The sequence below is a fragment of the Variovorax paradoxus genome, assembly GCF_024734665.1.
Lineage (GTDB): Bacteria > Pseudomonadota > Gammaproteobacteria > Burkholderiales > Burkholderiaceae_C > Variovorax.
The window spans coordinates 3,557,371-3,579,157 of sequence record NZ_CP102931.1 but is presented as its reverse complement, the minus strand read 5'-3'; the positions used below and the strand labels follow the sequence as shown (position 1 = coordinate 3,579,157).

The following is a 21,787-nucleotide window of genomic DNA, read 5'->3' as shown; positions in this document are numbered from 1 at the left end:
GTTGTCAGGCGAAGATGGCTGTCTGGGGCGCTTCGTCGCCGCGCGCGTGGCCGCGGTACATGCCTTCGGTGTTGAAGGCGAGGCTCAGGTTGCCGTGGCGGTCGATGGCAATCAGCCCGCCGGTGCCGCCGATGGCGGGCAGCGACTGCTGCACCACCGCGTGCGTGGCGGCTTCGAGCGTGGCGCCGCCGTAGGCCATGCGGGCGCATACGTCGTACGCAGCCGCCACGCGGATGAACATTTCGCCGCTACCGGTGCATGACACGGCGGCCGTGCGGTCGTCGGCATAGGTGCCGGCGCCGATCAGCGGCGAATCGCCAATGCGGCCGACGCGCTTGTTGGTCATGCCGCCGGTGGAGGTGGCGGCGGCCAGGTGGCCGTGCACGTCGAGCGCAACCGCGCCGACGGTGCCGAACTTCTTGTCTTCGTCGAGCGGCGGCGTTGCTGCCGCCATCGACGCGCCTTCGTGGTCGACCACCACGCGGCCGGTGTCGCGCACGCGGTAGAGCTGCTGGCGGCGCGCCTCGGTGGAGAAGAACGAAGGTTCGACCATCTCCAGCCCGCGTTCGCGTGCAAAGGCCTCGGCGCCCGCGCCGGCCAGCAGCACGTGCGCGCCGTCTTCGAGCACGGCGCGCGCTGCGCGCACCGGGCGGCGGACGTGGCACACGCCGGCAATGGCGCCGGCGGCGAGCGTGGCGCCGTCCATCACAGCGGCGTCGAGCTCATGGGTTTCGTCGTGCGTGAACACCGCGCCGTGGCCCGCGTTGAAGAGCGGGCAGTCTTCGAGCATCTCGACCGCGAGGCAGGCGGCGTCGAGTGCGGAAGCGCCCTTGAGCAGCATTGCCTGAGCGGCGGCCACGATGCTTTTCAGCGCGTCGTGATAGGCCTGCGCCTGTTCGGCGCTGGTCGTGGCGGCACTGATGGTGCCGGCGCCGCCGTGGATGGCGATCACGGGCACATGGGTCTGAGTCATCGGGAAGCTTTCTTCTTTTTCTTGCCGGCGCCGTTCAGGGCGGCGGCATCGGGTGTGTTCTGGAGGCGCGCGCTGGTGTCCAGTCCATTGATGCGCGGCAGCCCATTGGCGCCGTGCAGCCACGGCCGCACCGCCTGCAGGATGCGGCCGGCCGACTGCACCGGATCGGGCGCGCGCAGACTCACCGCGCTGGTCAGCGCCTCGATCAGCGCGAGCACGCTGGTCTCGCAGTTCGGGCGGTAGCTGGTTTCGGTCTGGCAATAGAGCGCCACGTCGGCCAGTGGCGCCAGCGGGGAGCTGGGGCGGTCGGTCAGCGCGATCACGGCGCAGCCCTGGCTGCGCGCGATCTGCGCAAGTGCGATGGTGTCCGTCAGGTAGCGCGGAAAGGTCAGTCCGATGAACACGTCCTTCGGCCCCGCGTGCATCAGCGTGCGCGCGGCATGCGTGACGCCGCTCACGCCCGAGAGCAGGCGCACGTCGTTGCAGCTGCCGTCCAGCCCGTGCTGGAGCAGGCCCGCGAGCCATGCGCTGGCGCCGAAGCCACCGATGTAGATCGAGCGCGCCTTGCCGATGCGCTCCACCGCGGCTTCGCAGGCGGCGTAGTCCAGCGTCTGGCGCGTGGCTTCGATGTTGCGGCGGCTCTCGTCGAGCGCCGTGGCGAACACCTCGGCCACCGTGGTCGGGTGCTCCAGGTTGCCGCGCAAGCGCTCGACCGGCGCCACCAGCGGTTCGAAACCGCGCACGAGCTCGGCGCGGAAGGTGGCGTAGCCGTCGAAGTCCAGCGCGCGCGCAAAACGATTGGCTGTGGCGACCGACACGCCGACCGCGGCGGCGAGCTCGTCGATCGGCAGCGTGGCGACTTGCAGCGGGTGCTCCAGCACGTAGTCGGCCACCTGCCGGTGCGAGCGCGACAGCCGCGGCAATGCCTGCGCAATGCGCTGGGCCACGGTGGTGCCTGGGGTGTCGACGGTTGTGCTCATGAAGGGTGCAAACGTGCCCAAAAGTGTGCGTTTTTTGAAAACCAGTTTACAAATATAAGTCAGATAAGAAAATTTTCTGTCATTTTTGATCGAGTTCGCAAGTAACGGGCCAGGGGCGGAGGGGCATTGAAGAGGCGATGCGCGACGCGTTTCGCTCGTGGAGGGGCTGCCCGAGCGGGTTGTGGACGGGCTTCTAGGGATTTCCCCTGATGTCGCGGATGCGCGCCGTACCTCCGGCGGCACCGAGGGTCACTGGAGCGAGTGGCGCGGCAATGAGATCGTGAAGACGCAACCGGTGCCGGGCACGTCCCGCACGGTCAATGTGCCGAAGTCCGCCTCGACGCTCTGGCGGGCGATGGAAAGCCCCAGGCCCAGGCCCGACCGGTCATGACTGTGCTGATTGAAGGGGGCGAACATCTTGGCGGCGATTCCCGGCGGCAGCCCTCCGCAGTGATCTTCGACTTCGATCAGGACATGCTCGCCAAGCTCATAGGCCTTCAAGGCGATGTCGGTGTGCGGGTGCGTGAACTTGAATGCGTTCTGCAACAGGTTCGCCAATGCAGCAAGCAGCAGCTCCCGGTTTCCCCGGATGGCCAGCAGGGAGTCGACGGGTGACACCTCGAAGGCGCAACCCGCGGCGCTTGCAACGAGCTGGGCTGCGGTTTCAGCTTCCTTGATGAACAAGGCCACGGAAAATGTCTGTCGCTGCTCCGGCGCGCCGCTGCGCACCTCGGCGAGCGCCCGGCTGATCAGCTCGCCCATTGCAGACAGGCTGCGCTTCAGCACGGCTCCGGTGGCGCCGCCCACCGTCATGTTGCCGAGTTCGAGGGCGTGAATCGCAAGGGTTGCCGTGCCCAGGGAATTGCGCAACTCGTGAACCAGGAACCCGAAACGCTCCGTCGCGTCGAGGCTCTGCTGGTGGGCGATTTGCGTATCCCGCTGAAAGCTGAATTCGGTGACCGCATCGGCAATGGCGTTGTCCAGGCACCGGTTCAGCGTCCGGAATTCTCCGATGGCGAACGGTGCGTCGCGCTCGAAGGCCAGGTCCGTGATCGCCTGGCAAAGGTCGCCGTAGTCGTGAACGACCTGATCGACTGTGTACCCCAGCTTCAGCAGCTCCTTGCCATGGGCGGTGGCGGTCACCCCCATTTCCGACAGCGCCAGCGAGTCTCCGCCCGATGGTCCCGAGATCCTGACGCTCTCGGCAGGTTTGTCGTCTTCTTCGGCCGCAAGGGTTCTTATCAGTTGCTCGAGGAACAACGGGATGCCGTTCGCCAGCTGATGTTCAGTGGCGGCCCGCCGGGGCCTCAGTGCAACCTTCGACTTGCACCGTGAAACCAGCTCTTCCCGGTTGTTGGTGAGAAAGTTGCGCATGTTGCGGGACCTCGATGGCTTTCGCCGGGTTCATTCAATGAATGCCGTCCGCCTCTACGTGCAAGGCGTACCGCCATCGTTAGCTGCCCAGGGAAGAATTGTCTGTACGGCGCCGCACATACACGGAATGCCGACTTGCGCGCCCTGTGTGCGCAAGCGCACAGACGCCGAGGCATTGGTCGCAAAATGATGGGCACTTTGGAACCTCCTTCCCCCATGGCACCGTCCCCACCCCCGTCTTCTTCGCTCGCAGCCGTGGCGCGCAACAGCCTCCTGGAGGTGATGCCGCCGGAGGTGCTGACGGGCCTGATGCCGCTCCTTGAGCTGGTGCCGCTCAAGCTGGGCCAGGTGCTCTATGAATCGGGCGTGGTCCAGCAGTACGTGTATTTCCCGACCGATTGCATCGTCTCGCTGCTGTACGTGCTGGAAAACGGGCAGTCGGCCGAGATTGCCGTCGTGGGATTCGAGGGAATGGTGGGCGTGTCGCTGCTGATGGGCGGGGGCAGCACGCCCAACCGCGCAGTGGTGCAGAGCGCGGGGAATGCATTTGCCGGGCACATCAAGCAGTTGACCGACAACGGCGGGCCGCTGCTGCATCTGCTGCTGCGCTACACCCAGTCGCTCATCACGCAGATGTCGCAGACGGCCGTCTGCAACCGGCACCACTCGCTGGAACAGCAACTGTGCCGCTGGCTGCTGCTGAGCCTCGACAGGCTCCCCGGCAACGAACTGGTGATGACACAGGAGCTGATCGCCAACATGCTCGGCGTGCGGCGCGAAGGCGTGACCGAGGCCGCCGGCAAGCTGCAGCGCCTGAATCTCATCAAGTATTCGCGCGGGCACATCACGGTGCTGAACCGCCCGGGTCTGGAGAAGCAGGTGTGCGAGTGCTATGAGGTCGTCAAGCGTGAAACGGATCGCCTGTTGCCTCGCCAGCCCGCGACCTGAGCCGGCGGCGACGGCGGCCGGGCTGCATTTGGTGCGCCTCCGCACAGACGCGAGAGGGGCCCTCGGCAACAATGCGCCCGGTTGCGCATTTCCGCGCTGAATGACTCTTCCCAACAGGCGGTTCCGTGACATCAGCCCCGACCCGCCCCGTTCTCAATCGCCTGCTCGAGGCGCTGCCGCTCGCAGACCGTGCGCACCTGCTCGAGCGCTGCGACAGCGTGCAGCTGGCAACAGCGCAGATCCTCTACGAGCCCGGCGATGTCATTCACCACATTCACTTCCCGACGAGTGCGTTCGTCTCGCTGGTGTCGACTGCGGACGGCCATGACGGCCTGCAGACGGGCATGGTGGGCAACGAGGGCGCCCTGGGCTATGAGCTGTCGCTGGACGTGCAGAGCGCGCCGCTGCGGGCACTCGTGCAAGGGGCCGGTATGGCGTGGCGACTGACCGCGCAATCGTTCGCGCAGGAACTGGAGCAGAACTCGACGCTCAAGCGCATCCTCAATCGCTACGTCTGCGTGCTCTTGATGGAGTTCGGCCGTTCGGGCCTGTGCAACCGCTTCCACCTGATCGAGGAGCGCCTGGCGCGCTGGCTCTTGACCACGCAGGACTGCGCGCATTCCACGCACCTTGCGCTCACGCATGAAGTGCTGGGCCGCATGCTGGGAGTGCGCCGGGTCGGCATCACCAACGCCGCGACGGCGCTGCACACGCGGCGGCTGATCGACTATCGACGGGGTGTCATCACGATCACCGATCGCGAAGGTCTGGAGAACGCGGCGTGCGACTGCTACCGGGCCAACCGGCGCAGCTATGCCCATCTGATCGCATAGCTGCCGGCTGGTGCGGTGGTCAGTGCATCAGCGTGCGCCCGGAACCACGACAACGGTTCCACTGCCGGTGCCAGTGCTGCCGGTGTTGCCTCTGGCGCCCGTTGCACCGGTATTGCCTGTGTTTCCCTGATTGCCGGTGTCGCCTGTGGCGCCGGTATTGCCGGTACTACCGGTGTCGCCCGTGGCGCCCGTGTTCCCGGTGTTGCCGGTATTTCCCCTCGCGCCCGTGGCGCCTGTGTAGCCGGTGCTTCCGGTGTTGCCCGTGTTGCCTTGAGGACCCATCGGGCCGGTGCAGGCAGATGCACCAAGCAGGGCGAGCAACAGGATGGACGGGAGTAGATATTTCTTCATGGCAGTTCCTTGTGGTGTCGGGGTGTGCAGCTCAATAGAGGCTACGCAGGCCACAATGACCGCCAGCGGGTATTGCGTCTGTTCGGCACCGCGCATAGGTGCGGTCGCACGGTGGCCCAGCTGTCAAGATCCCGGTGCACGAAGGAGCCGCGATGGACGAGGAGATGCCTAGCCCGCATCCTTCTGCATGAACACGCTCAGCGGATCGTTGGGATAGCTCCCAAACGGGCCACGCCGCGTGTAGCCCGCGCTTGCATAGAACGACAACGCCGCGGGCTGGCTCACGCCCGTCTCCAGTCTGAACAACGCGCAGCCACGTGCCGTTGCTTCGCTTTCGAGGAAGCTCAGAACTTTCGCCGCGATGCCTTGACCCCGGCTCTCGGGACGCACGTACATGCGCTTGAGTTCGCCGAATTCGGGTTCCATCACGATGGCACCGCAACCAATGGCCTTGCCCTCGTCATCACGTGCGACAGCAAATAGCACGTTCGCCGCGGACAGCGCAGCGATGTCAATGCCATAGTGGCTCTCGGGCGGATACAGCGGCTTCTGGTAAGCATCGAGGTCGTCGATGAGCTGGATGACGTCGGGTTGATCGGGGCTCTCAAGAGAAATCTGCATCGATCGATATTACCGGGCCGATTTTCGCGAGGCATCGCGAAGTTGACACCTCTGCTGCCTGCGATGAGTATCCGTTCCGGTGCGCCTTGCACCGGAGGAACGAGGAAACAACATGAGGCTTGATCGGCTTCGCCGCGCGCTCGCGGCGTTGGGTGTTTGCGTGGCTCTCGCGGGCGTGTCTGCATGCGGAGGAGGCGGCGGCGGGGGAGGTAGCGGAGGTCTGCCGATCGTGGCACTCCCGACAACTGGTGGCGCTCCCACGCAGCCAGTGCCTTCGGCCAACGGTCGCGTGGTGTCGGAGGTCGTCACGTCGAGCAGCAACGGGGTGCGCTACCCGGTCGATGTTTTCATTCCGGCTTCCTATGACACGGGCACCGATGCGTTTCCTTCCATCTACGCACTCGACGGCGACGCCACCAATGGGCTGCCCGATACACGATTCACGAACCTCAAGAACATCCTGCTCAAGCGCGGTACGAAGAGCCTCCTCATCGGCATCGGAAACACTGCGCGCAGGCAGGAGGACTACAACTTTCCGGGTGCCAATGCGTACCACGCCTTCCTCACGAAAGACCTGATTCCCTTCATCGAATCGAAGTACCGCACGGATCCGAAGAAGCGCATGCTCACAGGCCTGTCGACCAGTGGCAACCTGGCTGCGACGGCGTTGTTCCTGGAGGTGCCGGACAACCTCGCTTTCTCTTACTTCATCTCCATCGAGGCCGCGTTCTGGCAACAGAAGGATCAGAACTTTGCGCTCGAGCAGAAGATGTTCGACGCGCTGGCGGGCAGGCCGCTTCCCGTCACCTTGATCCTGGCTCACTGCGACAGCGGGTGCAATCAAGACAGCGTGAGGGAGATGTACCAGCGGATGGCCGCCCGAAACTATGCGGGGCTTCAGCTGCTGGAGACATCGTTCGCCTCCAACCATGTGGGAACGGATGTTCTTGCCTTCGAAGACGCGATCGTCCGGATCTTCAAATAGGGGCGATCATTTCGCCCGATGCCTCTGGGGGCGATGCGATCTTTGATGCCAGAAGAAAACCCGCCGAAGCGGGTTGGGTAAAGGCGGTCAGCGGCTGGTTCGCAGAGCTTTCAGCCGGCGTTCGGCCTCGCCAGAAGGGATCTTTCCTTCTGCCTCCGCCTTCTTGAGCCGTCGTTCATCTGCTCGATCCAGTGCGTCCTTCAGAAGCTCCATCTTGCGGGCCTTGCAAGGCTGGCATTCATAGTAGGTTTCCGGGCCGGAGGTGGGCTTGAGTTTGGCGTTGAGTTCGAAGGTATTGATGCGCCCCGTCGGCTCGATGCCGATAGCAATAGTCTTGCCGTTCTTGAAGGTGACGCGCGCACCGCCAAGGCATCCTGTTCGTTCGGCGTACTCGTCGAAATAGGATTTCTCCGGGACTTTGCGCATGTGCCGGAGTGCATAGCGAACATCTTCCTCGGTCAGGACAACGTCGTTGCAGTCAAGAAAGTTCTTGTTTTCCCATGCGGTCGCGCTTGAGGGGGTGATGATCTCGATCTTCCGCGCGGAGTCGAGCGGGTATCGCTTATCGGCCGCGTGAATCTGGACAGTTGCTGCGGTAGTGAGCAACGCCATCAGGAGGATCTTGACTCGACTCATGGTGCGCGAGGGGATGTGTGTCGAGTTCAACGGCCGGCCCGCAATGTCTTCAAGCGACGCTCCGCCTCGCCAGGGGGAATCTTTCCTTCTGCCTCCAGCTTCTTGAGCCGTCGATCATCTGCACGGTACAGAGCGTCCTTCAGGAGTTTCATCTTGCGTTCCCTGCAAGGGTCGCATTCGTAGAAGCCTGGAGGGCTCGCCGTGGAGTTCATCTTCGAGTCGAGTTCTCCGGTGCTGATCCGCCCGGTTGGCTCGATGCCCATGGCGAGGATCCGTCCATTCTTGAACGTAACCAGCGCGCTGCCCTTGCATCCGGTGGTGTCCGTGTTTTCCGGAGCGTAGGCGTTCCATGAAACCCTGCGCATGTGCTGCAAGGCATAACGAACGTCTTCCTCTGTCAGCACGACGTCGTCGCAATCCAGAAAATCCTTGTCTTCCCAGGCCGTTCGGCGTGAAGGTTCCGTGATCTCCACTTTTTGCACATAAGCGATGGGGTATCGCCGGTCTGCCGCCTGCGTTGAGGATGTGCCTGCCGCCGCGATCAGGGTCGTGGCCACGAGAGCGTTGAATTTGTTCATGGCTTCGGCAAAGGCAGATTCCAGTTCGCGCCTTGGGCTTCGGTTTTGTTCTTGCTGCTGACCACGGGATGGCGGAATACCTCGCCTCGAGGCACCTGAATCGAATCTTCAAGCACGCTGACAAGCCACGAGAGTGCTTGATTCTGCGCAGCAGTCGGCGTATCGAATATGCCGTACTCGCCTCGCAATCTGTCGTGGGACCAGTTTTGTTCTTCGCGGATCGGCTTGAATCCTGCCGGCAGTCTCGCCCTGCCAACCATCTCGATCCCTATGGACTCCATGTTGCCCGGATAGCGATCACCGGGAGTCTTTTGCATCTCGATCCGATGCATCGCCATCGCACCCGCCTTCCTTGGAAAGTCTTGCGGCTTGCACATTTTCATCACCAGGCATCTTGCCTTCAATGGCCCCACATGATTCGTCCGCTGATAGATCGCCGCCGTCTGGTAGATCGTCCCATCCTTGTCGATTAGAAAGTGCGCTCCGTTCGCCTTAGAGTTCTTGTAGCTGTTCAATGAGGATGCCAGGGTATCGGCATCGGTCTGATGCACGACGATGCCGGTGATCGCTCCGGCCCTTTTTCCTCGTTCGATCTGAGGGCTGCGAGCATGCCTGACCCTTGCGTGATTGATCATTCCGTGTTTGTCGACTTCGACAAGCATGTGGTTTCTCCCTGAAGATTTTTGATTGGTTGCTGACACTTCGCGAGGCGTGTCCGCGCATCTATGCACGACACGGGTCACAACCTCGCGGCGCATGCTACTGACCGAAAAAGAGAGTTTCGTGGCGGCTTTGTCAACCACTTGTGGCCGGCTTCAACAAAGCCCGCCCGCCCGCATGGTTCAACGCTCCGTCCAACAATGGCCGCGCGGCAGGGCTGTTCGGCTTGCCGGTTTTCTTTTTTCCCGAATCCGCAAACACCAAGGAGTACCACTTTGGAATACCGTCATCTAGGCAAATCAGGCCTCAAGGTTCCCGTGTTGAGTTTTGGCACCGGCACTTTCGGCGGCAAGGGCGAGTTCTTCAGCGCGTGGGGCAGCACCGATGTGGCCGAGGCGCGCAAGCTCATCGACATCTGCCTCGAGGCAGGCGTCAACATGTTCGACAGCGCTGACATCTATTCGGCTGGTGCAGCCGAGTCGGTGCTCGGCGAGGCGATCAAGGGCCGGCCGCGCGACGGGCTGCTCATTTCCACCAAGGCCACCTTCCGCAGCGGCGAGGGGCCGAACGACGTCGGCTCGTCGCGCCATCACCTCGTGCAGGCTGTTGATGGGGCGCTCAAGCGCCTGGGCACCGACTACATCGACCTGTTCCAGCTGCACGGCTTCGATGCGAGCACGCCGGTGGAAGAAACGCTCGGCACGCTCGACGATCTCGTGCGCGCGGGCAAGCTGCGTTACATCGGCGTGTCGAATTTCTCGGGCTGGCACCTGATGAAGTCGCTGGCCGTTTCGGAGCGCTACGGCTTGGCACGCTACGTCGCCAATCAGACGTATTACTCGCTGGTCGGCCGCGACTACGAGTGGGAGCTGATGCCGCTGGCACAAGACCAGGGCGTGGGCGCGGTAGTGTGGAGTCCGCTGGGCTGGGGCCGGCTCACGGGCAAGATCCGCCGCGGCCAGCCGCTGCCCGCCAACAGCCGCCTGCACGCTACCGCCGACATGGGCCCGCCGGTGCCCGACGAACTGCTGTACCGCGTGGTCGACGCGCTGGAAAAGGTCGGCGCCGAAGTCGGCAAGACGGTGCCGCAGGTCGCGCTGAACTGGCTGCTGCAGCGCCCGACAGTGTCGAGCGTGGTGGTCGGTGCGCGCGACGAGGCGCAACTGCGGCAGAACCTCGGCGCGGTGGGCTGGAACCTCACGCCCGCGCAGGTTGCCGAGCTCGATGCGGCCAGCGCGACGACGCGGGCCTATCCCTACTGGCATCAGCAGGGTTTTCTCGAACGCAACCCCAATCCCGTTTAAGCCGGCGTCAGCCCGAGCACCCACCGCTTGAAGTGCTCGAGCGCCCCGGAGGCCGGCCGGCCTTCGGGGTACGCGAAGTAGTAGCCCTGGCGTACGTCGAGGTGCCGGTCCACCGGAATCACGAGTTCGCCGGCGCGCAACTCGTGTTCGATCAGGATGCGCGGCGCCAGGCCCACGCCCATGCCGGCCGCCGTGGCTGCGACGACCATGGTGAACAGTTCATAGCGCGGCCCGCGCGATGCGTGCACCGTGTATTCCCAGCCCTGCTGCGCATACCAGTCGCGCCACGCATGGGCGCGTGTGCTCAGGTGCACGTGGCGGCATTGCTCGAAGCCGGCTTCGTCCCACGGCCCGTGCGCATCGCGGAACGCGGGGCTGCAGATCGGCACCATCTCGCCCTCGGCAAAGATCAGCCCGCCGCGGGTGTTTGGCCAGAACTGGTCGCCGAAGTAGATGGCCGCGTCGTACGCGTTTTCCTGAAAAGAGAAGGGCTGCGAGCGCGCCGACAGGTTCACCGTGATGTTCGGATGCAGCAGGCTGAACTCCGGCAGCCGCGGTATCAGCCACTGCGTGGCAAAGGTGGTACCACCGCCAGCTCCAGCACAAAGCCCATCTCGTGGCCGGCGCTGATCTCCAGCGTGTCGCGGCGGATCTGGTCGAGGTGGCGGCGGATGCGTGCCGCGTATTCGCGGCCCACGTCGGTCAGCGTGAGCCGGCGCCGCACGCGCGAGAACAACGGCACGCCGAGCCGCTGTTCGAGCATGGCCACCTGCCGGCCGACGGCGCTTTGCGTCAGCGCCAGCTCGGTTGCCGCGCGGGTGAAGCTGCCCAGCCGCGCCGAGGCCTCGAAGGCCTGCAGCGCGCCGAGGTTGGGAATGTCTTTTCTCATCGGCGCTATTCTGCGTGTGTGTGGGCGAGCAACGAAGAAAGGCATTTCATGCGTCGTGTGGTGATCATCGGCGGCGGGGCCATCGGCTCCGCCATCGCCTACTTCCTGACCCGAAGCCCCGAAGAGGAGCCCTTCGAGGTCACAGTGGTCGAGCGCGATTTCTCGTACAAGCAGGCCTCGTCGGCGCTGTCGGCCAGCTCGATCCGCCAGCAGTTTTCCACCGCCATCAACATCGAGATGTCGCTGTACGGCATCGACTTTTTCCGCAATCTCGGCGAGACCCTGCGCGTGGGCGACGACGTGCCCGACATCGGTCTGGTCGAGCCCGGCTACCTGTACCTCGCCTCGCCGGCCGGCGTCGGCGTGCTGCGCGAGAACCATGCGATGCAGAAAGCGCACGCGGTGGATGTTGCGCTGATGACGCCCGACGAGCTGAAGGCGCGCTTTCCGTGGATATCGACAGAGGGTGTGGCGCTTGCATCGCTGGGCCTCTCGGGCGAGGGCTGGTACGACGGCTACAGCCTGCTGCAGGCCTTTCGCAAGAAGGCCGCCTCGCAGGGTGTGCGCTATGTACAGGCGCATGCGACGGGCTTGCGCCGCAATGGGCGAACGGTGACCGGCGTGCAGCTCGACAACGGCCAGACGTTGGAGGCCGATGTGGTCGTCAACGCCGCAGGTGCATGGGCCGCGAAGGTGGCGCAGTGGGCCGGCATCGACCTGCCCGTGCGTGGCCGCCGCCGCAGCGTGTTCAGCTTCTCGTGCCCCGACACGCTGCCCGGATGCCCGCTGGTGATCGACACCTCCGGCATCTGGCTGCGCCCCGAGGGCCGTCAGTTCATCTGCGGTTTCGCGCCGCCCGAAGACCAGGACCACGACGACGTGCCGCTCGACGTCGAGTACGAAGCCTTCGACAGCTTCATCTGGCCGTCACTGGCCGAACGCGTGCCAGCCTTCGAAGCCATCCGCATGACAGGCGCATGGGCGGGCTACTACGAGATGAACGTGTTCGACCACAACGCCATCCTCGGCCTGCACCCGGATTGCGACAACCTCTACTTCGCCAACGGCTTCTCGGGCCACGGCTTGCAGCAATGCCCGGCAGCGGGGCGCGGTGTGGTGGAGCTGATCCGCTTCGGTGAGTACCGCAGCCTTGACTTGTCGCCGGTGTCGTTCGCGCGAATCCTCGAGAACAGGCCGTTGCTCGAGAAGAATGTGATCTAGCGATGGCCCTTTTCAGGGCGTTGCCAGCGCCGTGAACGGCCCCGGCTGCCCCAGCGCTGACTGCCCCTCGTTGAGCACGGCGACCAGCCTGCCATAGAAGAACGGAAGGCCAAAGTCGATGGTACCGCTGCCCGAGTTCGTGGCGGCGATGTTGTTGACCGCCACCACACCCGGGTTGCTTGTGAAAAGCGACTGTGCGCTCGCAACCGCGAAACTCTGGCTCAACGGCGCTCCTGCCGCGGCGGTGAAACTGGCGCTCAGGTCCAGCGTGCTGGCAGGGCAGTAGAAACCGGCGAAGTTGCCGCTTTGCGGACACTGGGTGATCGTGGAATCGTTGAGGAAGAAGAAGTTCGACCCGCTGTCGAGAAAGCTGTCGGGAAAACTCGTGTTCTTGTAGGTGGCCGAGACGCTGAGCGTGCGCGGATTGGTCTGCAGCACCGTCGCCCCGCTCATGGCGTTGTTGGATTGCGTGGCTACTCCGAAGTAGAGCGTGCCGACGGTGACTCCCTGGCCCGCAGAGGAAATCGCCGGCAGGCCGAGCACGACCCCGTTGTTGTCCTGCGCGAAGTTGGCAACGACGTTCTGCGATTGCATCGCGACCGGCACCGCCGTGTTCTGGCACTGACCTCCCGACGGGCAGGCGTAGTAGGTGGCCGCAATGGCCTTCTGCGCACATGCCGAGCCGCAGTCCTGCAGGAAGGCGGCCACGCCGATGATGCCGTTCGTTCCCAGGTCCGCGGGGGTGTTCTCGGCCTGCAGCGTTCCGTTGTCCGAGCACGCGTTGGGCACGGTGCCAGACGCCGGGTCTCCCACGATCTGCAGCGGTTGCGACGTCGCGGACTTCGGCCCCAGCGTGATGTCGGCAACCCGCATCGTTCCCCACGTGTAGCCGTCCAGGAACTGCTCGCACGCATTCAGGGGTGTGCTGTTCACCGTCTCCTGTGGCAGAGCTGCAAGCATCGACGAGCTGAGCGCCGCGGCAGCGATGCGCACGCCCGTGGAGCCGGTGTCGACCAGCACGTTGTCGATCGTCTGGCATGTGCCGGTTCCCGGCGCGCAGAGTTGCACGCTGACCTGCGGAAGGTTGACCCCGCTCGAATCGGTTCCGTGCGACACGGTGAGGGACATCGAGTTCTGCGAGGTTGTCGCAGGGGCCGGTGTGGAAGCCGGTGCCGAAGTCGATGCGGGACTGCTGGTGGGCAGCAGCCCGATCGGCAGGGCGCCGCTGCTTGCGCCGCCCCCGCCGCCACCACAGGCGACGAGTCCCAGCAGGCTCGCGGCGCATGCCGCCGCGACAGCCGCTCGAAGAATCAAGGTCCTGGCGCCGGCAACGCGCCGGTTGCCTGCTTGTCGTTGTTCCATGGGCACGGTGTGTGGTTGCAAGCGGGTTGAAAGGATCAGGAGCCTTGTTCCGGGATGGACAGCGTGTTCGGGTCGAGGCCTGGAGGCAGCATCCGGGGCAGCCAGGCAACGCCCGTCGAGGAGCGCTGGTGCGCGGAGGCCCGCACCGCGAATGTCTCGTCCATCTGCGAGGTCGTGGCGTGAGAGCCCCTGCCTTGCTGGCGCAGCTCGCGTGCGTTGCGCGACATCTGTGTGGCGTAGCGCGTGCCCAGCAGCACCGACAGTTCCGGCCGGTGCGAGCCGCGCCACGCCACCGCGAACACGGTGCCGTCGCTCGTCAGGTATTCGCGCTGGATCAACCCGTCGGGCAGCGTGACTTCCCGCATGCTCCAGCTGGTGGCGGTTCCCGCCGTTGCGCTGCCGGTTGCTTGGTCACTCGCCTTGCGTGACTCTGTGGCGACGCGCTGGCCCGGACCCAGTGTGGGAGCGCCACCCAGCTCCGCGAACGCGGAAGGTGTTCCGAACACGGCTGCGGCGAGCCCGAGCCCGAGCCCGAGCCCGGCCAGCACCGCGGGCCCTTTGGCGTGGCGCGCGTGACACTTTCGTGAACCATGTTCCATTCAGACTTCCTTTCTGTCCCGACGCGCGAAGATTACTGCTCGCTGGCGTCAGCTTGGCAAAGACCCGGGGCGCTGCATTGGCTGAAACACCAAGTCGGCCAGCGATCAGGTTGGCGGTGTTAACGAGTCGTCGGGGAGGGCGTAGGATGGCCGCCAGAGAGGTGCACCTACCCATGACCGCACAGACACTGATCGACACCGCCCGCGCGCTCGTCGCCGGCGACAAGGGCTTGCTCGCGATGGACGAGAGCAATGCCACCTGCAACAAGCGCTTTGTGGCGCTGGGCATCCCGCAGACCGAGGCGGCGCGGCGTGACTGGCGTGAACTGATCGTCACCGCGCCGGGGCTGGGCGACAGCATCAGCGGCGCGATCCTGTTCGACGAGACCATCCGTCAGAAGACGAACGCGGGTCAGCCGTTTGCCAAGGCGCTGGAGAGCGTGGGCATCATCCCCGGCATCAAGGTCGACACGGGCGCGAAGCCGCTGGCCGGACATCCCGGCGAGACCGTGACCGAAGGGCTGGATGGTCTGCGCGAACGTCTGGCTGAATATGCCGGCATGGGCGCGCGCTTTGCCAAGTGGCGGGGCGTGATCGCCATCGGCGACGGCCTGCCGACGCGCGCCTGCATTCGCGTCAACGCCCACGCGCTCGCTCGTTACGCCGCGCTGTGCCAGGAAGCCGGCCTGGTGCCCATCGTCGAGCCCGAGGTGTTGATGGACGGCGGCCATTCGCTCGCGCGCTGCGCCGAAGTGACCGAAGAAGTGCTGCACAAGACCTTCGCCGAACTGCGCGCGCAGGGCGTATTGCTCGAAGGCATGCTGCTGAAGCCGAACATGGTGCTGCCCGGGCAGAAGGCCGTTGTGCAGGATTCTGTAGAGGCGGTTGCGGAGGCCACGGTCAACTGCCTGCTGCGCACCGTGCCCGCCGCCGTTCCCGGTGTGGCGTTTCTCTCGGGCGGCCAGTCGGCGCAGCTGGCTTCTGCCCGGCTGAACGAAATGAACATCCGGTTCAAGTCGCGCATGCCGTGGGCGCTGGCCTTCTCGTTCTCCCGCGCGGTGCAGCAGCCCGCGCTCGATGCGTGGAAGGGCGATGCCGCCAACGTGTCTGTTGCCCAAAAAGCGCTGGTGCTCCGCACCCGGGCCAACCAGGCCGCGCGTCGCGGTGACTACAAAGAGGCATAGAGCCACGCATGACGACCCCTCAGGACCTGTACCACCAGAAGCTGGCATCCGCAGCCGACGCCGTGCGCCAGGTGCGCAACGGCGACATGATCGTCGTGCCGACGGGAGTCGGCGAGCCGCCCACGCTGCTCACGGCACTGTCGGAGCATCGCCGCGATTTCCGCGACGTGAAGGTCGCGCAGATTCTTGCGATGCGCAAGTACGCCTACATCGACCCCGAGACAGTCGAGCATGTGCGCCACGTCGCGCTGTTCTTCGGCGGCGCCACCCGCGCGGGCGGGCAGGAGGGCTGGATCGACTTTCTGCCGAACTACTTCTCGGAGATTCCGGCGCAGATCGAGCGCGGGCAGATGCCGGCCGACGTGGTCTTCAGCATGGCCTCGCCGATGGACGCGCATGGCTACTTCGCCCTGAGCCTGGGCGCCGACTACACGATGGCCGCCGTTGCCAAGGCGCGCGCCGTGGTGCTTGAGGTGAACCCGAACGTGCCTTTTGCCTATGGTGCCTGCCATGTGCACATTTCGCAGGTGGCTGCGCTGGTGGAAAACGAGGCGCCGGTGATGGAGGTCGGCCTGCCGAAGATCGGGGTGGTGCAGGAAGCCATCGGCAAGTATGTGGCCGACCTGATCGACGACGGTTCGACGCTGCAGATCGGCTACGGAGGCATTCCCGACGCAGTGGTGATGCAGCTCACGCACAAGCACGACCTGGGCATTCACACCGAGATGATCGGCGACGGCATTCTCACGCTGGTGGAGAGCGGGGCCGTGACCAATCGGCGCAAGAACTACCTGCCGGGCAAGTCGATCGCCACCTTCGCGCTGGGTTCGAGCAAGCTATACCGCTTCATGGACCGCAACCCGGCGCTGGAGATGCACCCGGTGAACTTCACCAACGACCCGGCGCTGGCGGGGCTCAACGACAACCTCATCGCAATCAACGCGACGATGCAGATCGATCTGCTGGGGCAGTGCGGCTCCGAGAGCCTGGGCCATGCGCCGTACTCGGGGACGGGCGGGCAGTCTGACTTCGTGCGCGCCGCTAACCGTTCGCGTGGCGGCAAGGCCTTCATCGTGCTGCCTTCGACGGCCAAGGGCGACACCATCTCGCGCATCGTGCCTTCGCTGTCGCCGGGCACGCATGTGAGCACGAGCAAGAACGACATCAACTATGTGGTCACCGAATACGGTGTGGCCCAGTTGCGAGGCAAGTCGGCGAAGCAGCGGGCCCGCGAGCTCATCGGCATCGCGCATCCGGCCTTCCGGGCGAAGCTGACCGAGCAGGCCAAGCGGCTGAAGCTGCTGTAGGCCTGCAGGTTGGCGATCAGCCGGCCTTGGACGCCTTCACCAGCGAAGGCGTTGCCTTGTAGATCTCCGGGAACAGCTTCTTCAGGTCGTCGATCTTCGGCATGTCGTTGATCGCGATGTAGGGCTGGCTCGGGTGCAGCGTCAGGTAGTCCTGGTGATAGTCCTCGGCCGCATAGAAGGGTTTGGACATCTCGACCGTGGTGGCCAACTGCTTGCCGAAGGTCTTGGCCTGGTTCAGCTGCGCGATGTAGGCGGTGGCGATGCGCGCCTGTTCGGCGTTTTCGGCGAACACTGTGGAGCGGTACTGCGTGCCGGTGTCCGGGCCCTGGCGGTTGAGTTCGGTCGGGTCGTGCGCCACCGAGAAGTAGATCTGCAGCAGCTTGCCGTAGCTGACCTGCTGCGGGTCGTAGGTGATGCGCACCGATTCGGCATGGCCCGTGCGGCCCGAGCCGACTTCGTCGTAGCGTGCCGTCTTGGCGTCGCCGCCGGCGTAGCCCGAGACGGCATTGCTCACGCCCTTGACCCGCTGGAACACACCCTGCACGCCCCAGAAACAGCCGCCGGCGAATACGGCGGTTTCGGTCTTTGCGGCCGGCGGTGCCACGAGGTCGGCCATGGGCGCGGGCACACGGCGGGCGGTTTCTGCGAACGAAGGCACCGCGTGCCAGACCAGTGCGGCGGCAGCCAGCGTGCCGGCGGTGAGTGCGAGGGATTTCATGGGGGTTCCTTGAGGGGCAGGATTTCAGTGGCTGGATAACCGGTTGGCGCGACATTGACGCCGAATCTGTCGGGCGTCAATGGCGCTTGCGGGGTGCTCTGCTTACTTCTTCATCTCGTCCTTGCTCATGCTGTCCTTCTTCATGGCGTCCTTGGACATCGAGTCTTTGGCCATCGAATCCTTCTTCATGGCGTCCTTCGACATGGAGTCCTTCGCCATCGAGTCTTTCTTCATGCCGTCCTTGGACATCGAGTCCTTGGCCATGCCGTCTTTCGCCATTTCGTCCGCGGCGAAGGCCGAGGCGCCGGCGAAGGCCATGCAGGTTGCGAGCAGGGTTGCAGTGAGCTTGTTCATTGGAGTCTTCCTGGGTTGAGTTTGGATTTCGTTTCAAAGATCGGCCTGGTTACAGTGAACTGGGCCTCGCGCTTTCTTCGGCAGTCGAGCGGCTGTGGCGGCCCCTCAGCTCCCTCCGAACCAGTTGTAGCCCTGGTCTTCCCAGTAGCCACCTGTGTAGGTGTTGGTGACGAACATCGCCTTGATGTGCTTCGGGTTCTTGTAGCCAAGCTTGGTCGGCATGCGCAGCTTCATCGGAAAGCCGTACTTGGGCGGCAGCGGCTGGCCGTCGTAGGTCAGCGTCAGCAGCGTCTGCGGATGCAGCGCGGTGGGCATGTCGATGCTGGTGTAGTAGTCGTCCGCGCACTTGAAGCCGATGTACTTGGCAGTCAGGTCGGCGCCGATATGGCGCAGGAAGTCGGCAAAGCGCACGCCGCCCCATTTGCCGATGGCGCTCCAGCCTTCCACGCAGATGTGGCGCGTGATCTGGTCGTGCTGCGGCATGGCGCGCAACTCGGCCAGTGTCCATGCGTGCTTGTCGGCGACCATGCCGGTCACTTCGAGCTTGTAGCTGGCTTCGTCTACTTCGCGCACCTCGTCCTCGCCGTAGTAGGCGTTGAACGGAAAGGGGCGCGTGATCTCGGCTTCGGTGTAGGTCGGGGCAAGCTGCGTGGGGCTGAAGATCAGGCCCTGCACCTTGTCGTTGAAGCGCGAGATCTTCGTGAGCGCGGCTTCCACCTGCGCGTTGTCGCTGATGCTGCAGCCCGTGAGCAGCGAGAGGCCGCCGAGCGTGAGCGAGCGTTGCAGGAAGGCGCGGCGCGAAGGCTGGTCGAGCTTCTTCGCAATCAGCGTGCGGGCTTCGAGCAGCACGGCGTCGCCGTCGATGCCGCTCAGGGTGGGGGCTTTGAAGATTTTCATCAGGCTTTTGGCACACGGCCGCGGATCATGGTGAGGAGGGTGCGGGGCACCAGGGCCACCATCACGAGGTGCACGACGACGAAGGCGACGATGGCGGCCATCGCAAAGAAGTGGATGCGGCGCGCAAACTCGTAGCCGCCCAGCAGGTCGCGCAGCACGGCGAACTGCACCGACTTCCAAAGCACCAGGCCCGACAGCACGATCACGATCAGGTCGAGCATCACGAACAGGTAGGCCAGCTTCTGCACGCTGTTGTAGTGGCGCGGGTCGGCATGCGAGAGCTTGCCTTTCAGGGCAGCCAGTGCATCGTTCAAGATGCCGCGCGGCGTCACCGGGAAGAACTTGGCGAAGAGTCGGCCGCTGGCGATGTTCAGGGTCAGATACACGAGGCCGTTGAACACCAGCAGCCACATGGCCGCAAAGTGCCACTGCAGTGCGCCGCCCAGCCAGCCGCCGAGCGTGATCACGGTCGGGATGGTGAACGGGAAGAACGGCGCCGCGTCATAGATGCGCCAGCCGCTCGTCACCAGGATCACCACGGCCAGCGCGTTGAGCCAGTGCGTGATGCGCATCCACAGCGGATGAATCGGGTGGCGGGCATCGGCCTGCGGGGCGAGAGGGGCGATGGCTGTGCTGTTCATGGGGCGGATTGTTGGGCGCACCCCATGGCCGATTCATCACGCAAAGTTCAATTAATCGTGATAACTCCGCAAGCCGTATCGCAGGACAATGGCGCCCTATGGACACCTCCAAGCGCGTGCTGATCGTCGAAGACGACGCCCACATTGCCGAGCTTCTGCGCATGCACTTGCGCGACGAAGGCTATGCGGTCGAGCACGCCGCCGACGGCCACGCCGGCCTGCGCGAGCTGGAGCGCGGCAACTGGGACGCGCTGGTGCTCGACCTGATGCTGCCCGGCATCGACGGCCTCGAGATCTGCCGCCGCGCCCGAGCCATGACGCGCTACACGCCGATCATCATCATCAGTGCCCGCTCGAGCGAGGTGCATCGCATCCTTGGCCTGGAGCTGGGCGCCGACGACTATCTAGCCAAGCCTTTCTCGGTGTTAGAACTGGTGGCGCGCGTGAAGGCGCTGCTGCGGCGCACCGACGCATTGGCGCGCAATGCGCGCATGGAGTCGGGCAGTCTCACGCTCGGCAACCTTGACATCGAGCCGCTGGCGCGCGAGGTGCGGGTGAACGGCAAGCTCATCGAACTCACGCCGCGCGAGTTCGACTTGCTTTACTTCTTTGCTCGGAACCCCGGCAAGGTGTTCTCACGGCTCGACCTGCTCAACCAGGTCTGGGGCTACCAGCACGACGGCTACGAGCACACCGTCAACACGCACATCAATCGGCTGCGCACCAAGGTCGAGGCCGATCCGGCGGAGCCACGGCGCATCCTCACGGTATGGGGGCGGGGCTACAAGCTGTCGGCCACTGCGGACGGGGAGGACTCTGCGTGATGGCGTGGGCCACGCTGTCGCGGCGGCTGTCGGCCGTGTTCGCGGTGCTGCTGCTGGTGTGCTGCGGGGCCTCGGCGTGGCTGCAGATGCGCTCCAACGGCATCCACGAACAGGAGGTCATCCAGCGCCTGTCGCTCGGGCTCGCGGCGCACATCGCCGAGAACTCCGAGCTGATGAAGCCCGGCGGACTCAACCAGGAGGCGGTGAAGGACCTGTTCGACAAGCTGATGGCTGTCAATCCGAGCGTGGAGGTCTACCTGCTGGGGCTGGACGGTCGCATCAAGGCGCAGGCCGCGCCGCTCGGGCACCTGAAGCGCGACAAGGTCGAACTGGGGCCGATCCGCAAGCTGCTGTCGGGTGCGCCGCTGCCCATCGGGGGGGACGATCCGCGCAGCCTTGACGCGTCCAAGGTGTTCAGCGCCGCGCCGCTGCGCATGGACGGGCGCGACGTGGGATACGTCTACGTGGTGCTGCAGGGCGAAGACCACGACGCGCTGGTCGCCAATGCGGCAACCGACAACGTGCTGCGCACCACGCTGTGGTCGATGGGGCTGGTGGCGCTGCTCGGTCTGCTCGCGGGCCTCGCGGCCTTTCGCCTCATCACGCGGCCGCTGCGTGAGCTGACTTCAGCGGTCAAGCGCTTCGAGACCGAAGGCATCGCCTCGCTCGAAAGCGAAGCTCCCACGCTGGAGCGCCTCTCGCATGGCAGCGACGAAATCGCGCAACTGGGACAGGCCTTCACGCAGATGACGCGCCGCATCGCCGAGCAATGGCGCGAGCTGACGCTGCAAGACCAGCAGCGCCGCGAGCTGTTCGCCAACATCTCGCATGACTTGCGCACGCCGCTCACCTCGCTGCATGGCTATCTCGAAACGCTGCTGCTCAAGGCCGGCACGCTCAGCGAGGAAGAGCGTCGGCGCTATCTGGAAATTGCCCTCGGCCAGAGCCGCAAGGTCGGCCGCCTCGCGCAGGAAGTGTTCGAACTGGCGCGCCTCGAATACGGCGTGGTCAAGCCCGAGAAGGAAAACTTCGCGCTGGCCGATCTGGTGCAGGACGTGTTCCAGAAGTTCGAGCTGGCGGCCGAGGCGCGGCACCAACGCCTCAGGCCCGACATCGCACCGGGCCTGCCGGTAGTGTCGGCCGACCTCGGCATGATCGAGCGCGTGCTGACCAACCTGCTCGACAACGCGATCCGCCACACGCCCGAGGGCGGCGAGATCGTGGTGCAGCTGCGCGCCGAGAACGCGGGCGTGACGGTGCAGGTGAGCGACACGGGCCCCGGCATTCCGGGCGAGCTGCAGCCGGCCCTGTTCATGCGCCCCGTGTTCATGAGCGGATCGCGCACCGACAGCGCGAGCAGCGGCGGGCTGGGCCTGGTGATCGTGAAGCGCATTCTTCAGCTGCATGGCAGCGACATCCGGCTTGTGCAGCAGCCGGACAAGGGCGCGGTGTTTCGCTTTCAGCTGGGTGGTGCGGCAAGCGCCTGAAGGGCTTGCAGGTTTGCCTGCGCGTGGGTGACGATGCTGCAAGAGCAGCACAACCCTCACG

The 21,787-nt window shown here is 64.9% G+C and carries 23 protein-coding genes and 1 pseudogene; 9 read left to right on the top strand and 15 right to left on the bottom strand.

Annotated features, from left to right (window positions below):
- Nucleotides 1-4: 4 nt before the first annotated feature.
- From NWF24_RS16885 to NWF24_RS16875, 3 genes are all read right to left on the bottom strand, one after another.
- On the bottom strand, nt 5-973 hold the full coding sequence (locus tag NWF24_RS16885) for an isoaspartyl peptidase/L-asparaginase family protein (RefSeq protein WP_258355169.1): 969 nt from the start codon (nt 971-973) through the stop codon (nt 5-7).
- Complete coding sequence (locus NWF24_RS16880) at nt 970-1,953, bottom strand: MurR/RpiR family transcriptional regulator (RefSeq protein WP_258355168.1); 984 nt, start codon at nt 1,951-1,953, stop codon at nt 970-972. Before NWF24_RS16880 ends, NWF24_RS16885 begins: the two co-directional genes overlap by 4 nt.
- Nucleotides 1,954-2,202: 249 nt before the next feature.
- Nucleotides 2,203-3,327: a sensor histidine kinase gene (locus NWF24_RS16875; protein ID WP_258355167.1), complete on the bottom strand. Its 1,125-nt coding sequence runs from the start codon at nt 3,325-3,327 to the stop codon at nt 2,203-2,205.
- Nucleotides 3,328-3,543: 216 nt separating this feature from the next.
- Here NWF24_RS16875 and NWF24_RS16870 point away from each other — a divergent pair, with 216 nt between their 5' ends.
- Together NWF24_RS16870 and NWF24_RS16865 are read left to right on the top strand one after the other, a co-directional pair.
- Nucleotides 3,544-4,275: a Crp/Fnr family transcriptional regulator gene (locus tag NWF24_RS16870; protein WP_375338463.1), complete on the top strand. Its 732-nt coding sequence runs from the start codon at nt 3,544-3,546 to the stop codon at nt 4,273-4,275.
- Nucleotides 4,276-4,400: 125 nt separating this feature from the next.
- Complete coding sequence (locus NWF24_RS16865) at nt 4,401-5,108, top strand: Crp/Fnr family transcriptional regulator (protein ID WP_258355166.1); 708 nt, start codon at nt 4,401-4,403, stop codon at nt 5,106-5,108.
- Nucleotides 5,109-5,135: 27 nt separating this feature from the next.
- On the opposite strand, the gene NWF24_RS16860 is transcribed toward NWF24_RS16865, so the two are convergent.
- Together NWF24_RS16860 and NWF24_RS16855 are read right to left on the bottom strand one after the other, a co-directional pair.
- Complete coding sequence (locus NWF24_RS16860; protein WP_309148878.1) at nt 5,136-5,459, bottom strand: collagen-like protein; 324 nt, start codon at nt 5,457-5,459, stop codon at nt 5,136-5,138.
- A 168-nt stretch (nt 5,460-5,627) separates the two neighbouring features.
- Nucleotides 5,628-6,080: a GNAT family N-acetyltransferase gene (locus NWF24_RS16855; RefSeq protein ID WP_258355165.1), complete on the bottom strand. Its 453-nt coding sequence runs from the start codon at nt 6,078-6,080 to the stop codon at nt 5,628-5,630.
- A 112-nt stretch (nt 6,081-6,192) separates the two neighbouring features.
- On the opposite strand from NWF24_RS16855, the gene NWF24_RS16850 reads away from it, so the two are divergent.
- Entirely contained in the window at nt 6,193-7,065 is an 873-nt protein-coding gene (locus tag NWF24_RS16850) for an alpha/beta hydrolase (protein WP_258355164.1), read from the top strand.
- Nucleotides 7,066-7,152: 87 nt separating this feature from the next.
- Here NWF24_RS16850 and NWF24_RS16845 read toward each other — a convergent pair whose 3' ends face one another.
- The 3 genes from NWF24_RS16845 to NWF24_RS16835 are packed head-to-tail and all read right to left on the bottom strand — an operon-like array spanning nt 7,153 to nt 8,941.
- Nucleotides 7,153-7,701 (bottom strand): hypothetical protein, encoded by a 549-nt coding sequence (locus NWF24_RS16845; RefSeq protein WP_258355163.1) that lies wholly within the window; start codon nt 7,699-7,701, stop codon nt 7,153-7,155.
- Between the two features lie 26 nt (nt 7,702-7,727).
- Entirely contained in the window at nt 7,728-8,279 is a 552-nt protein-coding gene (locus NWF24_RS16840; RefSeq protein WP_258355162.1) for a hypothetical protein, read from the bottom strand.
- Nucleotides 8,276-8,941 carry a peptidoglycan recognition protein family protein gene (locus NWF24_RS16835; protein ID WP_258355161.1) on the bottom strand — a complete coding sequence of 222 codons (666 nt, stop codon included), beginning with the start codon at nt 8,939-8,941 and terminating at the stop codon, nt 8,276-8,278. Before NWF24_RS16835 ends, NWF24_RS16840 begins: the two co-directional genes overlap by 4 nt.
- A 273-nt stretch (nt 8,942-9,214) precedes the next feature.
- Here NWF24_RS16835 and NWF24_RS16830 point away from each other — a divergent pair, with 273 nt between their 5' ends.
- Nucleotides 9,215-10,243 (top strand): aldo/keto reductase, encoded by a 1,029-nt coding sequence (locus NWF24_RS16830; protein ID WP_258355160.1) that lies wholly within the window; start codon nt 9,215-9,217, stop codon nt 10,241-10,243.
- Here the strand turns inward: NWF24_RS16830 and NWF24_RS16825 are convergent.
- Nucleotides 10,240-11,132: pseudogene (locus tag NWF24_RS16825) on the bottom strand (LysR substrate-binding domain-containing protein). The gene NWF24_RS16830 and the pseudogene NWF24_RS16825 overlap by 4 nt on opposite strands.
- A 48-nt stretch (nt 11,133-11,180) precedes the next feature.
- On the opposite strand from NWF24_RS16825, the gene NWF24_RS16820 reads away from it, so the two are divergent.
- Nucleotides 11,181-12,353 (top strand): NAD(P)/FAD-dependent oxidoreductase, encoded by a 1,173-nt coding sequence (locus tag NWF24_RS16820; protein WP_258355159.1) that lies wholly within the window; start codon nt 11,181-11,183, stop codon nt 12,351-12,353.
- Nucleotides 12,354-12,365: 12 nt separating this feature from the next.
- On the opposite strand, the gene NWF24_RS16815 is transcribed toward NWF24_RS16820, so the two are convergent.
- Together NWF24_RS16815 and NWF24_RS16810 are read right to left on the bottom strand one after the other, a co-directional pair.
- Complete coding sequence (locus tag NWF24_RS16815; protein WP_258355158.1) at nt 12,366-13,715, bottom strand: DUF3443 domain-containing protein; 1,350 nt, start codon at nt 13,713-13,715, stop codon at nt 12,366-12,368.
- 35 nt (nt 13,716-13,750) lie between these two features.
- Entirely contained in the window at nt 13,751-14,314 is a 564-nt protein-coding gene (locus NWF24_RS16810) for a DUF2844 domain-containing protein (RefSeq protein ID WP_258355157.1), read from the bottom strand.
- A 173-nt stretch (nt 14,315-14,487) separates the two neighbouring features.
- Between NWF24_RS16810 and NWF24_RS16805 the strand changes: the two genes are divergently transcribed.
- Complete coding sequence (locus NWF24_RS16805) at nt 14,488-15,498, top strand: class I fructose-bisphosphate aldolase (protein WP_258355156.1); 1,011 nt, start codon at nt 14,488-14,490, stop codon at nt 15,496-15,498.
- Between the two features lie 8 nt (nt 15,499-15,506).
- Entirely contained in the window at nt 15,507-16,805 is a 1,299-nt protein-coding gene (locus tag NWF24_RS16800; RefSeq protein WP_258355155.1) for an acetyl-CoA hydrolase/transferase family protein, read from the top strand.
- Nucleotides 16,806-16,821: 16 nt separating this feature from the next.
- Here the strand turns inward: NWF24_RS16800 and msrA are convergent, their stop codons facing one another.
- From msrA to NWF24_RS16780, 4 genes are all read right to left on the bottom strand, one after another.
- A complete protein-coding gene (msrA, locus tag NWF24_RS16795; protein WP_258355154.1) occupies nt 16,822-17,523 on the bottom strand; it encodes a peptide-methionine (S)-S-oxide reductase MsrA in 702 nt (233 codons plus the stop codon).
- Nucleotides 17,524-17,625: 102 nt separating this feature from the next.
- The gene (locus NWF24_RS16790) at nt 17,626-17,877 is read right to left on the bottom strand and encodes a pentapeptide MXKDX repeat protein (protein ID WP_097199389.1); all 252 of its coding nucleotides are present in this window, start codon (nt 17,875-17,877) and stop codon (nt 17,626-17,628) included.
- 105 nt (nt 17,878-17,982) lie between these two features.
- Nucleotides 17,983-18,774 carry a molybdopterin-dependent oxidoreductase gene (locus tag NWF24_RS16785; protein WP_258355153.1) on the bottom strand — a complete coding sequence of 264 codons (792 nt, stop codon included), beginning with the start codon at nt 18,772-18,774 and terminating at the stop codon, nt 17,983-17,985.
- Nucleotides 18,774-19,415 carry a cytochrome b/b6 domain-containing protein gene (locus NWF24_RS16780; RefSeq protein ID WP_258355152.1) on the bottom strand — a complete coding sequence of 214 codons (642 nt, stop codon included), beginning with the start codon at nt 19,413-19,415 and terminating at the stop codon, nt 18,774-18,776. The genes NWF24_RS16785 and NWF24_RS16780 overlap by 1 nt, the downstream gene beginning before the upstream one ends.
- Nucleotides 19,416-19,513: 98 nt before the next feature.
- Here NWF24_RS16780 and NWF24_RS16775 point away from each other — a divergent pair, with 98 nt between their 5' ends.
- The gene (locus tag NWF24_RS16775) at nt 19,514-20,239 is read left to right on the top strand and encodes a response regulator transcription factor (protein ID WP_258355151.1); all 726 of its coding nucleotides are present in this window, start codon (nt 19,514-19,516) and stop codon (nt 20,237-20,239) included.
- Nucleotides 20,239-21,726: a sensor histidine kinase gene (locus NWF24_RS16770; protein ID WP_258355150.1), complete on the top strand. Its 1,488-nt coding sequence runs from the start codon at nt 20,239-20,241 to the stop codon at nt 21,724-21,726. The genes NWF24_RS16775 and NWF24_RS16770 overlap by 1 nt, the downstream gene beginning before the upstream one ends.
- The last annotated feature ends 61 nt before the right edge of the window (nt 21,727-21,787 follow it).